General features: G+C 37.2%; 14 protein-coding genes. 1 reads left to right on the forward strand and 13 read right to left on the reverse strand.

What is annotated here, in order from left to right; all coding sequences use genetic code 11:
- Positions 1–64: 64 nt before the first annotated feature.
- The 9 genes from GHC26_RS11210 to GHC26_RS11250 form a co-directional block, all read right to left on the reverse strand.
- Positions 65–823 (reverse strand): (S)-benzoin forming benzil reductase, encoded by a 759-nt coding sequence (locus tag GHC26_RS11210; RefSeq protein WP_163971369.1) that lies wholly within the window; start codon positions 821–823, stop codon positions 65–67.
- Positions 824–866: 43 nt separating this feature from the next.
- On the reverse strand, positions 867–1496 hold the full coding sequence (locus GHC26_RS11215) for a C39 family peptidase (protein ID WP_226376923.1): 630 nt from the start codon (positions 1494–1496) through the stop codon (positions 867–869).
- A 482-nt stretch (positions 1497–1978) separates the two neighbouring features.
- Positions 1979–3349: a dipeptidase gene (locus tag GHC26_RS11220; RefSeq protein WP_163971371.1), complete on the reverse strand. Its 1371-nt coding sequence runs from the start codon at positions 3347–3349 to the stop codon at positions 1979–1981.
- Positions 3350–3618: 269 nt separating this feature from the next.
- A complete protein-coding gene (locus tag GHC26_RS16135; protein ID WP_318937003.1) occupies positions 3619–3774 on the reverse strand; it encodes a hypothetical protein in 156 nt (51 codons plus the stop codon).
- A gap of 707 nt (positions 3775–4481) precedes the next feature.
- Positions 4482–5615 carry a bifunctional cystathionine gamma-lyase/homocysteine desulfhydrase gene (locus GHC26_RS11230; RefSeq protein WP_163971372.1) on the reverse strand — a complete coding sequence of 378 codons (1134 nt, stop codon included), beginning with the start codon at positions 5613–5615 and terminating at the stop codon, positions 4482–4484.
- A gap of 15 nt (positions 5616–5630) precedes the next feature.
- Positions 5631–6548 (reverse strand): PLP-dependent cysteine synthase family protein, encoded by a 918-nt coding sequence (locus tag GHC26_RS11235; protein WP_163971373.1) that lies wholly within the window; start codon positions 6546–6548, stop codon positions 5631–5633.
- A 12-nt stretch (positions 6549–6560) separates the two neighbouring features.
- Entirely contained in the window at positions 6561–7031 is a 471-nt protein-coding gene (locus GHC26_RS11240; RefSeq protein WP_163971374.1) for an S-ribosylhomocysteine lyase, read from the reverse strand.
- Positions 7028–7693 carry a class I SAM-dependent DNA methyltransferase gene (locus tag GHC26_RS11245; protein WP_163971375.1) on the reverse strand — a complete coding sequence of 222 codons (666 nt, stop codon included), beginning with the start codon at positions 7691–7693 and terminating at the stop codon, positions 7028–7030. The genes GHC26_RS11240 and GHC26_RS11245 overlap by 4 nt, the downstream gene beginning before the upstream one ends.
- A gap of 204 nt (positions 7694–7897) precedes the next feature.
- Positions 7898–8587, reverse strand: coding sequence for a YhcN/YlaJ family sporulation lipoprotein (locus GHC26_RS11250; protein ID WP_163971376.1), 690 nt, complete (start codon positions 8585–8587; stop codon positions 7898–7900).
- A gap of 171 nt (positions 8588–8758) precedes the next feature.
- Here GHC26_RS11250 and GHC26_RS11255 point away from each other — a divergent pair, with 171 nt between their 5' ends.
- Complete coding sequence (locus GHC26_RS11255; RefSeq protein ID WP_163971377.1) at positions 8759–8998, forward strand: YhdB family protein; 240 nt, start codon at positions 8759–8761, stop codon at positions 8996–8998.
- A gap of 72 nt (positions 8999–9070) precedes the next feature.
- On the opposite strand, the gene GHC26_RS11260 is transcribed toward GHC26_RS11255, so the two are convergent.
- The 4 genes from GHC26_RS11260 to GHC26_RS11275 all read right to left on the reverse strand — a co-directional run bounded on the left by GHC26_RS11260 (position 9071) and on the right by GHC26_RS11275 (position 12650).
- Positions 9071–10195 (reverse strand): anti-sigma factor domain-containing protein, encoded by a 1125-nt coding sequence (locus tag GHC26_RS11260; RefSeq protein ID WP_163971378.1) that lies wholly within the window; start codon positions 10193–10195, stop codon positions 9071–9073.
- Positions 10192–10923, reverse strand: coding sequence for an RNA polymerase sigma-I factor (sigI, locus tag GHC26_RS11265; RefSeq protein ID WP_163971379.1), 732 nt, complete (start codon positions 10921–10923; stop codon positions 10192–10194). The genes GHC26_RS11260 and sigI overlap by 4 nt, the downstream gene beginning before the upstream one ends.
- 199 nt (positions 10924–11122) lie before the next feature.
- Positions 11123–11815: a DUF2071 domain-containing protein gene (locus GHC26_RS11270; RefSeq protein ID WP_163971380.1), complete on the reverse strand. Its 693-nt coding sequence runs from the start codon at positions 11813–11815 to the stop codon at positions 11123–11125.
- Positions 11816–11828: 13 nt separating this feature from the next.
- Positions 11829–12650, reverse strand: a complete 822-nt coding sequence (locus GHC26_RS11275) for a S1C family serine protease (RefSeq protein WP_163971381.1) — start codon at positions 12648–12650, stop codon at positions 11829–11831.
- Between the last annotated feature and the right edge of the window lie 128 nt (positions 12651–12778).

Below are 12778 nucleotides of genomic sequence, written 5' to 3' on the forward strand. Positions count from 1 at the left end.
TGCAACAGAAGCAAATTCGGTAGGGCGAATGTGGAGTATACTCCTATACGACCTGTACATTACATTATAAATAATCTTGAACATTATAAATGGTGCCACTTTCTAAATTAGACTCATCTGTCAAGATATCGATCAAAACACCACCAACTGTATCGGTATCTTTTAAGATATTCTTTTCCTTATATTCTCTAAATTTATCTACTTCCATAAAAGATTCTTGTGAACTGGATCGGATTTTTTCCTGCATTCCTGTATCCATCACCCCTGGGCTAAAGGCAATTATTTTATTAGCTGTATCTAGTTCGCTTTGCTCTAATGCTATGGTTTTGGTATACATATTAATACTTGCCTTTGTACTACAATAAGCACTCCAGCCATAAACAGGTCTTTCACCAGCACCAGAAGACACATTGGCGACCATTAATGGTACTTTGTTATCTGTTGCTTTTCGTAATAATAAATTTGTTATAACCATAGGTGCCACTGTATTTACTTGTACATGATAGGATAGGGCATCTCCTTTTATATTCATCGCTTGGTCAATTGGATCTAGAACAGCAGCATTATTTACTAAGTAAACTGTATGTATTTGTTTTGAAAAAAGATGATCACTTATTTCTTGGAACGTATTTTCTACACTATTTAAATCTCCTAAATCACATGAATAGTGCTTAAATGTTACTTGGTTTTTTTCAGCGATCGATGCTAACTCCTCATTCTTACTCCGTGACACACCGATTACATGAATACCAGATTCGATGAACAAACGTGCTAATGATTCACCTAAGCCCTTTGATACCCCTGTTACAATTGCTACTTTCATCTATACCCCTCCATGAAATATTTGTTGAGTACAATATCCTTTCCTATTCGTCTGTTATGACAATAGCTTGGCTTCCCATCTGCTCCCATGCTTCTTCAAAATAACTTCTATCGACTTGCTGATTTTTAAACCCATATGGATTATTGACATAAACAGATTCCTCATCATAACCAGTTACCACAACACTATGGACACTATAGGTTACATCTATTTCACCCTTTGGCGTATCCCATGTTTCAAAATCACTAACTGGAACTAGATTAGATGTTGTTATCACCCATACTGGTAACCCTTGTGCAACATAGTCATATACTTCATCAATTGTGCTACCTGTTAAATTAATCGCTCTATTCCCTACATATTCTTGTGCGACTTCAAATATCGGGCCATTATAAACAGATAGCCCAGGTCCATTTGCCATGTTCCCGACAAATCCCTCATTAGGATTTCCTTTTAAACCATTTTCATAAGTTAACGGAACCACTTTTGTTTGGTCCGCTAATTCATTCTTTGTGACCTCATAATCATGATAATTTAATACCATTGCCAAACTTGACACTTCACAGCCATTATATAATCGTGGGGGATCCATTTGATTAATGAGTGGAACATCCAATGGTTCCACCTTCAAAACTGGATCTGGTTCAATTGATATTTCAGCCTTTTTTTGCATGGCATATGTTTTCACAGGGCTATCAACGGTAAATCTCTCTATTTCTTCACTGCACCCTGTAAACAATAATGGAAATAAAAGGATAGTAGGTAGTACATACCTTCTAAACATATCTCCTCTCCCTTTTTCTTTATCTTGCTATAATAAGAAACTATTTCCATTATACACGAAATTTCGAGATATGTCTGAACAATTTGATAAGGTTAGTGAATGGTGTGATGAGTAATCTCAATTAAATAATGGCTGATCTACATACTTGGATGTGTATTGATGAGTAACCTCGATTCACTTCTCATCGATTTTCACACTCGTTTGTGTACTGACAAACTACCTCGATTCGCTTCTCATCTATTTTCATACTCATTTGTGTACTGACAACTAACCTCGATTCACCTTGCTCGCGAACCAAGCCTGTCAGTTATAGCTAGATAAAAAGTAACAGCCTCTTGCATCATCAAACGGCAAGAGGCTGTTTCCAAAAACTATGATTGAGTTACTTCTTTCCAATAATACACTAATGTTTCCATCCCTTTATCAAAGCTATCCAATGGAAAGCTCTCATTTGGTGAATGGAGACGGTCATCTGGTGTACCAAATCCAAGCAATACAATTGGCATGTTATAGATTGCTTCAATCCACTCTACCACTGGGATTGATCCTCCCATTCGAACATAAACGGTTTCTTTGCCAAAGGCTTTTGTATAGCTTTTGGCTGCACTTTTAATCAATGGATGGTTTGGTTCAACCTTATATGCTTTAGCTGATAGTTTTTCTTTTTTTACATCTACCGTTACACCAGCTGGTGCTACCTTGTGTACATGTTCTTCTAAACGTTCTTGAATTCTTTCTGGATCTTGTCCAGGTACAAGACGACAAGTTATTTTTGCAGTTGCTGTTGATGGGATAATCGTTTTCGTGCCTTCTCCTTGATAACCACCATACATGCCATTTACTTCAAATGTTGGTCTTGCCATTGTGTGTTCTTTGGCAGTATAGCCTTTCTCTGAAGCAGTTTCTTTAACTCCTGCCGACGCTTTATAATCTTCTCCCTCTACATCTGCAATTAGTTTTCGTTCTTCTTCTGTTAAGGGTTCGACACCATCGTAAAATCCATCAACTGTAATAACTTCATCTTCATTTTTCATTGAAACAATAATATGACTTAACGCCATTAGTGGATTTCGAATAGCTCCACCATACATACCTGAGTGTAGGTCATGATCAGGACCTGTTACATTAATTTCGATACCTGTAAAACCTTTTAATCCATACAAGATCGTTGGTTGGTTTTGAGCAATCATACCTGAGTCCGAAATGACTGCAAAATCTGCTTGGAATTGGTCCTGCTTCTCTTGTAATACCTTATATAGATTTTCACTACCTATTTCTTCTTCCCCTTCGATGCAAACTTTTACATTTAACGGCAATTTGCCTTCTGTTTGCATGTACGCTTCAAAAACAGCCAAGTGCATGAAAACTTGTCCTTTATCATCACTGGAACCACGCGCATATAAACGGCCATCCCGTACTTCAGGTTGGAATGGATCACTTTCCCACAGATCTAAAGGATCAACTGGTTGTACATCATAATGTCCATAAAATAATACGGTTGGTGCATCAGGACCTGCTTGGTTATATTCCGCATATACTACTGGGTGACCACCAGTATCTTGTTGTTCTACATGGTCAAACCCTATATCGTTTATGTATTTTTCTAGAAAGGAAGCTGCTTCTTTGACATCATTTTTATGTACACTATCCGTACTTACACTCGGAATAGCCAAAAAATCATTCAACTTCGTTAGTAATTGTTCGCGATTTTCCTTCAAATAGCCCAGTACTTGTTCACTCATTTGACCTACCTCCAATTTTGAATTGTTTCTATTATCATACCATAATTGGTAGTCTTTACGTGAGGGTAAAACAGTAAATGTGAAAGTAAGTGCTGAACATATGGTATTTTCGCTGAATTATAGCTCTTTTTCCACCGAACAAGGTGCTAAATCTGCCATGAGCTCATAATCGCCGAACAGCCAGCATTTGGCCACCCTAACCATTGGGTCTCCACGTAGATGAATGACCAAATTATCATTGGATGTATGATAAACAATATTTCCTTCCTCTACCTTAAAAAACTCTTTGTTTCTTCTTCTTCTGGAATTGTACGTATAGGTGCAACTTCATCTACAATTTTCTTATCACTGGCCAAATGATAATCAAGTATGGAAACTAAAACAAACTGACTTGGGTACAATTTTCTTACTTCTTGCCATTTCATTTTGATTCCTCCTCTTTTCTTTTATTATGGCTCTTTACGCATACTTTGTTGTTTTCTACGACGCATAATGTATATTATACGCAATAAAGTTGTACATTGATTTTCGCTACGGACAGTCGCTTTCCGCAGGCACGGCCTCAGCCTCCTCGGAAGAAGACCACTTCCTCCGGGGTCTTCGGACACGTGCTTTTCCTGCAGGAGTCGACTGTTCTACGCTCCAATCAAGCCTTGTACTAGTAGTGCATTGATAAGAAGTGAAATAGTGCATAACTCGAAGAAAATATACGCAGACTCCTGCAGTTCGTCGGCTAACGTCGGTCACGTCCTGTGACCAACGCCGACACTAGAACGTCCTGTTCGTCGAAGAGGCATAGGTGAGACCCCTAAAGACGAGTAGCACTAGGAGGCTCAACAGCCGCCTGCGGTAAAGTAGACACTGTGAAAACGAATAGTTTGAACAGATGTCGCACTTATGCCCCTGGTGAAAGCGAAGTATATTTCCGTAGCGGTATTCATAGCTAAGCTATTGCGTATAATCCATCTTATATGCAAGACGTTTCATACTAGAAAGCAACAATCTTTTAGAAAACAGCCTTTGTTACAAATTATCAAGTAATTAATTGGTAATAGTTAGGATAAAAAAAGAGCTCGATAATTTTATCAAGCTCTTACTATATAGGAAGCCCAGACATCATTTATGAATAAACTTATTCCATTGCTTGTTTTAAATCTTCTATTAGATCATCGCTATCTTCAATTCCGATAGATAAACGAATTAATCCATCTGTTATACCTAGTTCCATTCTACGTTCGCGTGGAATGGAGGCATGTGTCATTTTTGCTGGTAGAGAGATTAAACTTTCCACTGCACCTAAGCTTTCAGCCAATGTAAAATAGTTTACATTCTCTAATACCTTTTCAGCTCGTTCTCCACTCCCGATATCAAATGAAATCATGCCACCAAAACCGCTTACTTGCCGTTTCGCAATGTCATGACCAGGATGTTCTGGAAGACCTGGATAATAAATCGTTGATACTTGTTCATGCGATTGAAGAAATTCCACTATTTTTTGTGTGTTTTTTTCAATTGCTTCCATGCGGAGAGCTAAGGTTTTAATTCCACGCATCAATAACCATGCATCTTGTGGTCCTAATACCCCACCTGCTGAATTTTGGATAAAATGAAGTTCTTCTGCTAAGTCAGTTGAATTTACTGCGACCAAACCTGCAACCACATCACTATGTCCACCAATATATTTTGTCGCACTGTGTAGAACAATATCTGCACCAAGGTCTAATGGTAATTGCCAATATGGTGTGGCAAATGTATTATCGACAATCACAAGTAAGCTGTGTTTTTTTGCGATTTCCACCATTTTTTGTATATCTGTTATTTTTAATAATGGGTTGGTAGGCGTTTCCAAGAACAATGCTTTCGTGTTTGGTTTAATCGCAGCCTCTACTTTTTCTGGAACACTTGTATCAACAAAGGAATGATCAAGATTAAAGCGGTTTAATACTTTTGTCATTAGTCGATACGAACCACCATAGACATCGTCCGTCATTACAATGTGATCATCCGCATTAAACAGCATCATCACAGAGGTAATAGCTGCCATACCAGAGCCAAATGCAAAACCTGCTTCACCATTTTCTAATTCGGCAATCACGGTTTCCAATGCATGTCTTGTTGGATTCCCAGTTCGTGAGTATTCAAAACCACGGTGTTTGCCTACCGAATCTTGTTTATACGTACTAACTTGGTAAATCGGTACCGAAACAGCACCTGTTCGTTCATCTGATGTGATCCCGCCATGTATCATTTTCGTCTTTTTTCTCATCCTTTTGCCACTCCTTTACAATTGGTAGATATTTTTGCTTAAATAACGGTCACTACCATCTGGAAAAACCGTAACAATCGTTGTTGGCCCAGATGCTTGTTCTGCTTCTTTTAAAGCAGCTACCATTGCAGCACCTGATGAGCTTCCAACTAATAACCCTTCTTTTTCAGCAAGTTGTCTCACCATCCAAAATGCCTCATTATCGGAAATTGTATGGATGGAATCGAAATAAGTACGATCCATATATTCAGGGAGAAATTCCATCCCAATTCCTTCTGTGTCATGTGGACCAGGTTCTCCACCTGCAATTACTGAGCCTTCTGGTTCTACAATAGCTGTCTTCATTTGTGGGTTTTTCTCTTTCAAAAATCTTGCACTCCCCATAAATGTGCCACCAGTACCAGCTCCTGCAACGAATACATCAAGCTTACCATTTAAATCAGTCCAAATTTCGGGAGCTAGAGTATTGTAATAGGCACGGGGGTTTGCAGCATTTGAAAACTGTTTTGGGGAATAGCTATTTGGGATATCTTTCAGCAATTCGTTCGTTTTCTCAATGGCACCTACCATCCCCTTATTTCGAGGTGTATGGATAATTTCAGCACCTAAGGCTTTCATAATCATTTGCTTTTCGTTACTAAAATGTTCTGGCACACAAAATATAACGTGAAGTCCTTTTTGTTTAGCTGCTAAGGCAAGACCAATACCTGTATTACCAGCTGTTGGTTCAATAATCGTGCCACCGTCTGTAATTTCTCCCCGTTCTATTGCATCTTGGATTAGCTCAACGCCAAGGCGATCCTTCACACTACCACCTGGATTGTAAAACTCTAATTTAGCATATAGCCGAACATTCGTCGGTAAATTGAATTGTGTCAATTCGAATAAAGGGGTATTTCCGATTAATTCATCAATTGAATGATATACTGCCATTTTTCATCCCTCTTATTCTGCTGGAAATACTTCGTGCCACTCATCTTTACGAGAAAGCATTTCCTCTGCAATTTCTTTGGCACCTTCTAAACTATGGTTAGCAGCCCATCCACATTGCACTTCATTACATGCAGGAACTTCAGTTGCATCTAATACATCCTGTAGTGTTTTTTCTAGTGCATTTACGACATCGTCAAAACTGTCATTATTCATGATCGCTAAATAAAACCCTGTTTGGCATCCCATTGGTCCAATATCGAGGACATTATCGATATGATTCCGAATATTTTCGGCCATTAGATGCTCAATCGAATGTAAACCCGCCATTTCCATATGTGCTTTATTCGGCTGTTTAAAGCGAACATCATATTTATATACTTTGTCCCCATTTGCTCCTTCTGTTACACCAACTAATCTTACATATGGTGCTTTTACTTTCGTGTGGTCTAAATTAAAACTTTCTACATTCATTTTTTTACTCATTCGTTATCGCTCCTTTTCAAATTTTGTTTTTCTGCGATCAACAGCCATACGAACTTATTCATTCTTTTAAATTCCACATCAAACTGCTGGTTATCAAATATTTGTTGTAATGTTGCAATAGTTGTATAATACTCTCGTTTCAAATCGGCAGCTAAACGGGTAAACCCTTTATCCGTTGCTTCTTTTATTGCCTTATCTTTATCTTCTTCGGTAGCAAAAATTGTATCAGCAAATACAATTTTCCCTTTTGTAGGAGGAAGTAGTTTCGCGTATAATTTAATGGCTCTTTCCTTTTCGTCATCTGTTAAATGATGAAAGGCATACGTACTAACAATCGTATCAACGGAAAAAGGGATAGATGGAAATTCTAAAAAATCACCATCAAGCACTTGCAACTGTGGGTATTTTTTTTTAACTACATCCTGCATTGCTTTGGACGGCTCAATTCCAATTAGTTTCTTCCCTTTATTCATTATTTTGCTGGATAGATTCCCTGTACCAACTCCAAACTCGATCACATTTCCCCTTGCACGGTTGGCAACTTCCTCCAATATTATATCATAATGTTTAAAGACCTCTTTATATTCAACATCAGCTCCATCAATCGTGTCATCATAGGAACTTGCCCAGTCATCAAACAACGTCATAAATTCACGGCCCATTTTTGTCAACTCCATCTATGTTGAATTCACAGTAATTAACTATGATTAGTACGAATTATATGTATTAGAATACCACATGTTCGCTTATTTCACAAAAATAATTAAGGCGCTGAAGCTTTAAACACCCGAAAATAGGTTTCAAAATAACTACTTATTATAAAAACGAGTGCTCCTTTTTTAGGGAACACTCGTTTTTAGTCATTGTTACTGATTTTGTGGGAATAGTCGTTCAATCATGTTACCCATTTGATCAAAGAAGCCTTCAACTGGTTGACCATTATCAAGGTCGTTGGCATAATTATTCGTTAAGTTAACAAAATCTGGATTTGTGGAAACATATACATTTTCAACGTCTGAATCAACAGATTGAACAATATCGGAAATTTCACCTTTCACATCTTCAGATAATTCATCATTGTTCATGTTACCATTTTGGTTATTGTTGTTATTGCCATCATTGTCTAAGACTGCCGCAACATAGGCATTATTATCGGTTCGCAATACATATGCTTGGTCAATTTCATTAATTTCTTCTGCTATTCTGTCCGCTGCTCGATCTGCTACTTCATACTCCTGGTCATTTCTGTTTTGGTTATTTCCGTTTCCGTCATTTCCTGTGTTTTGGGTATTTCCAGTATCATCATCTTTTGGATTTGCTGGGGTTTGATCACCACCTAACCCACGATTCGTATTGTTGTCGCGTTCCATATCATAATCACGAGCAAAATCATTTGCATCATTTTGACCATTTTGCTCTAATTCACCAGTAGTATTATTGTAACGTGTTTGTTCTACACCATTATTGTTATTAGGTTGTCCCTCTTCATTATCTGCTTGGCATGCAGGTAATGCTATTATTGCTGCCATTGCCAAACTGTATATTTTCCATTTCATACAGGTTAATCTCCTCCTTTCTGGTTTGCTCATAGTTTATAACAGTAAGGATTTTTTATGCTTTGTCGAAATTCCTTAAAAATGGAAATCACACCATTAATGTTTTCGACAATATATATAGAAATTGGGGAGACTATAACTGAACCCTTATATTTATAAGGAGGGCAATAAATGGAGATTCTCGATTATGATAAAGCGTTATATTACACATTGTGGGGACAGTGGGATGACTTACTTGTTTTAATGGTCCGCACAAATGATGATGTTTTATCAAAGAAAATCCAGCATTTTTTAAATGCTTACCATTATTCTGTGGATGAACGGAAGATTATTCAAAAGCACGATAATCTTCTTTACTACATTGACCATGCAATGAAACAAGAAACCCCATCCGTTGCCATGGAAATTTAGGATAGAATAAGGGATGCACCTCACAGGAAGTGCATCCTTTTATTTATGATTTCGACCATTACCCTTACCTTTTCAATGTCCATTTCCATTATTGGGTTTTTCTTTGCTTTTCCCATGTACCTTGCTATTATTTTGCTTTTCTTTCTTTTTCAAATGTCCCTTACCATTATTGGATTTTTCTTTCCCATTATTGGATTTCCCATTTGATTTTTTATCTTTCTTCTGTTTTGTATCTTTATTTTTTGATGGGTGTGCTTGATCGTTTTTACTATTTTCTTTATGTTGTTTTTTCTCTAACACGTGTGGTGGCTGTTTTCCATTAGTAGATTGGTTATTAAGCGATTTCGCTTTACCTTGATTTGAATTTCCATTAGATTGATCTTTTTTGTTGGATGACATAATAATGTCAGATTCACTTCGATCTTTTGGAACCACTTTTTCCTGTTTATCTTCTTTATTTGTCTTTTCTTCATCCTGATTATAAAAAGAATTGATAATTGCTTCTTCTTGTTTATCAATGTAATGTTCTTCTCTATTTACTTCTTCTTCATTTTCACTAAAAGAGGAAGCCATCAGTTCATTCATTGATTTTCTTTCCTCTTTTGCTAGCTGCCGAACTTTTTTCGGTACATGAAAGGTTGCAACCTGCCAGTCATCTATTTCTTGTTTTACATAGTGCTCCACATTTTCTAAAAGTTCATCATTTGTTTCAAGATCTGTCGAATCGTAGCTTATCCCTATAAGCATATTCTTCCCATTCTCAAGCAAATTTTGTGTTTCACTTTTCATGATAATGGTATTAATGACCTCTTTTAGCGAGACTTTATGATAATCTTCTAACTCTTTTTGGATTTGTTTTGCATCGTCATTTAATGGTGTAACCGATTGGACATTCATCTCCTCATCAATGGCTAACTCTAAACTCGGATTAATATCAATCGTAATATAAGCATAGGTTGTATTCGGCGATGCCCAAGAAAAATAAATTACGAAAAAGAGGACCATACAGGCAGCAATTGCCATCCAACTATTCCAAGAAGGGGTTCGCAAACTGATTCGTTTACTTTTCATTGGTTTAAAGTTAACTTCTTCACCAATGTTAACATTTTGAAGTGGGGCACTTTTTTGAAAATGACCATCTCGTGTCATTATAATGCTATATTTCCGATGTTTTTCCATGACAATTCCCTTTTTCACGAACTTGCCCCCTTCAAATAGTCTTTTAGGTAAACATAATCCTCATTTAATACAATAAACAATGCAAGGATAAATTTACGATTACGTTCTAACGTTTTTTTACTCACATCTACTTTGCTTGCTAATACTTTAATTGGTAATTTTTTCTTCCGCTCGACATACTCTTTTAACTCAGGGTCATCGAAAAGCTGTTTAGCAACTTGGATGGCAGACTTTCTGGCATCCTTATGCTTCGGTGAAATTTTCGTTAACTCTTCTAAGGACAGTTTGTATGTGCGCAGTTTTTGTTGATAATCTAGAATTTCCTGTTTTCGATACCATGCATCTTGCTCTTGATAGTATTGCTCACGAACAGCATTGATTTCTGATGGGTTGTTCATTCGCTCTTCCTCTAGTTCTTCATCGATGGAAACAGCGACAGGATATCGTTTTATTTGACGGATATAATCAATGACTTTTCGTTTAATTACAAGCTTTGCAAATGATAAAAATGAACTACCCTTATCTGGAGAAAAGGCTAAAATCGCTTCGTTAAATGCAAATAATCCTATACTATATTCATCATCCCGTTTTGGATCTATATATCGTTTGCAAACTTCCGATACACATTTAGCAATAAATGGCTGATAGGTTTTTAGTAGGTAATTTTGAATGCCTTGGTCACCTTGCTGTGCACTAAAAACCATTTCATGTAATTTCATCTCTTCAAGAGGTTGACTCGCCATCATTTGAGCTCACCCTCGCCATCTAATATATAATACGTTTGTAGCGATTCATTTGTGGGGATTAATTGACTCTTTTTATCATCTATATACAACATGATGTAATCACCATTTTCTATTAAAATCATTGATATTAATATATATCATACCGTAGAAACTTGTCTTGTAGCCATCTCAAAACCGTTACAATTTATTTACGTATTCGTTACCCATCGGAAAATAATCCTATCGTTTGTAACGGATACAGGTATGCCTGTTTGTTGGGTACTGTAAAAGCAATTGGAGCCGTAGTAATATCAGAGGGACCAACCTCGGCATTAGCTGTCTGCATTCTCCAGGGTTCATGCCTTACCCTTCCTTTAACTATCTTTTTTTCGCTGCGAAAATAAAAAGCATAACGTTCCATTAACCATTTAGACAATGGCCTATCTGCTGCATCAAAAGTGTCATCTGTCGGATAAAATCCTAAAGCGAGATGGCAGGAGGGCTTTGCTTCTCGCTTTATTTCATAAAAATGCTTATTCGTTAATTGCTGTTGATGAATGGATGCGGGATAAATCGGGAAGCGGAAAAAAGTACGCACAAACCAAGCGGCCAGTTTACGATCCGTCTTAATAGATAAAAAATAAACGCTTGGTTCCTCATAAAACTGGATATAAGTTCGAATATTCATTTGTAAAAAGGGAGGATAGTGCAACTTTTTAGACATGCCTCGTAACTTGGTATGCTGGACACAAAAAAATACAATCGTTACCCATGCATAGCCATTGTAGGTTTCTAGCTTAAAGGGGGATGGTACTTGTGGCCGAATGATATCATATGGAACAGGCCAGTGTAGAAAACACATGTTTTTCCATTGTTGGGATGCAATAGGATTTTGAAATAATGGTTTCCACACAATTAATCTCCTCTCACGAACCGTGGTAATCATAATAATAGTCAATAGGAACAAATAAGCCTACTCTCCCATAGTTATCATGATTCAATGTAGCAAAAATTACTCCAATCACTTCACCGTTATCATTAATGATCGGACTTCCACTATTCCCACGATAAACAGGGGCTTCGATCATGAGTACTTCCTCTTCCCAACTAGATAGTAGTGTCGATTCTAATATGGTTCCTTCATTAGCAATGCCTTGAAATCGTAATGGATTACCAATAAAATAAATAGATTCATTTGGTTCATACTGTGTTTCAGCTGCTAACTGTAAATAGGGTAAATCGTCCCCATTCGTTTCGACAACTGCTAAGTCAACAGAGGGATAAGATGCTACCACTTCCCCTTGAAATAACCCATCTTCCGGAAATGCTACGGTAACGGTATCTTCACCTTCCACCACATGATGATTCGTTAATATGGTTCCATTACTCGTTATCGCAAAACCTGTCCCCCTACTGTCATTTGTTTCAATGACAACAACTGCTTCCTTATAGGTTTGAATATCTTCCTGGGTTGATAATTTAGCCGAGGTAATTAAAAAGTCTATCGCTGGGATAGAAAACGTTTGTGGGAGTACAGCAAACACATTAAACACCATAGCAATGGAAATTAACCAAAATGCCCACTTCGGAAATGGACGTTTCGGTTTCTTATTTTCTTCATCCTCTTTTGCTCGCTGCAACGCTTTTTGTCTTTCTATTTCTACTAATTCCACCAATTCTTCTTCTTCAATCTCTTCATATAAATCTTCATCAACCACATCTGGAGTATCTTGATCATTCTTATCCATACCGCACCCCCGCCAACTGCTATATAGTGAACAATTCCTCTATATGTATTACTTATAGTATAGTGCATTTTCACTAAATCATGAAGAACAAAAGCTAGGAGATAAAGGGGAACTCTCGGTTACCTTTG

This window comes from Oceanobacillus halotolerans, assembly GCF_010993955.1.
In the GTDB taxonomy this organism is placed as follows: domain Bacteria; phylum Bacillota; class Bacilli; order Bacillales; family Amphibacillaceae; genus Oceanibacillus_A; species Oceanibacillus_A halotolerans.

Bases quoted from the DNA above. Each gene is read 5' to 3' on its own strand.
- GHC26_RS11210 (WP_163971369.1), bottom strand. From the start codon at position 823: ATGAAAGTAGCAATTGTAACAGGGGTATCAAAGGGCTTAGGTGAATCA.
- GHC26_RS11215 (WP_226376923.1), bottom strand. From the start codon at position 1,496: ATGCAAAAAAAGGCTGAAATATCAATTGAACCAGATCCAGTTTTGAAG.
- GHC26_RS11220 (WP_163971371.1), bottom strand. From the start codon at position 3,349: ATGAGTGAACAAGTACTGGGCTATTTGAAGGAAAATCGCGAACAATTA.
- GHC26_RS16135 (WP_318937003.1), bottom strand. From the start codon at position 3,774: ATGAAATGGCAAGAAGTAAGAAAATTGTACCCAAGTCAGTTTGTTTTA.
- GHC26_RS11230 (WP_163971372.1), bottom strand. From the start codon at position 5,615: ATGAGAAAAAAGACGAAAATGATACATGGCGGGATCACATCAGATGAA.
- GHC26_RS11235 (WP_163971373.1), bottom strand. From the start codon at position 6,548: ATGGCAGTATATCATTCAATTGATGAATTAATCGGAAATACCCCTTTA.
- GHC26_RS11240 (WP_163971374.1), bottom strand. From the start codon at position 7,031: ATGAGTAAAAAAATGAATGTAGAAAGTTTTAATTTAGACCACACGAAA.
- GHC26_RS11245 (WP_163971375.1), bottom strand. From the start codon at position 7,693: ATGGGCCGTGAATTTATGACGTTGTTTGATGACTGGGCAAGTTCCTAT.
- GHC26_RS11250 (WP_163971376.1), bottom strand. From the start codon at position 8,587: ATGAAATGGAAAATATACAGTTTGGCAATGGCAGCAATAATAGCATTA.
- GHC26_RS11255 (WP_163971377.1), top strand. From the start codon at position 8,759: ATGGAGATTCTCGATTATGATAAAGCGTTATATTACACATTGTGGGGA.
- sigI (WP_163971379.1), bottom strand. From the start codon at position 10,923: ATGATGGCGAGTCAACCTCTTGAAGAGATGAAATTACATGAAATGGTT.
- GHC26_RS11275 (WP_163971381.1), bottom strand. From the start codon at position 12,650: ATGGATAAGAATGATCAAGATACTCCAGATGTGGTTGATGAAGATTTA.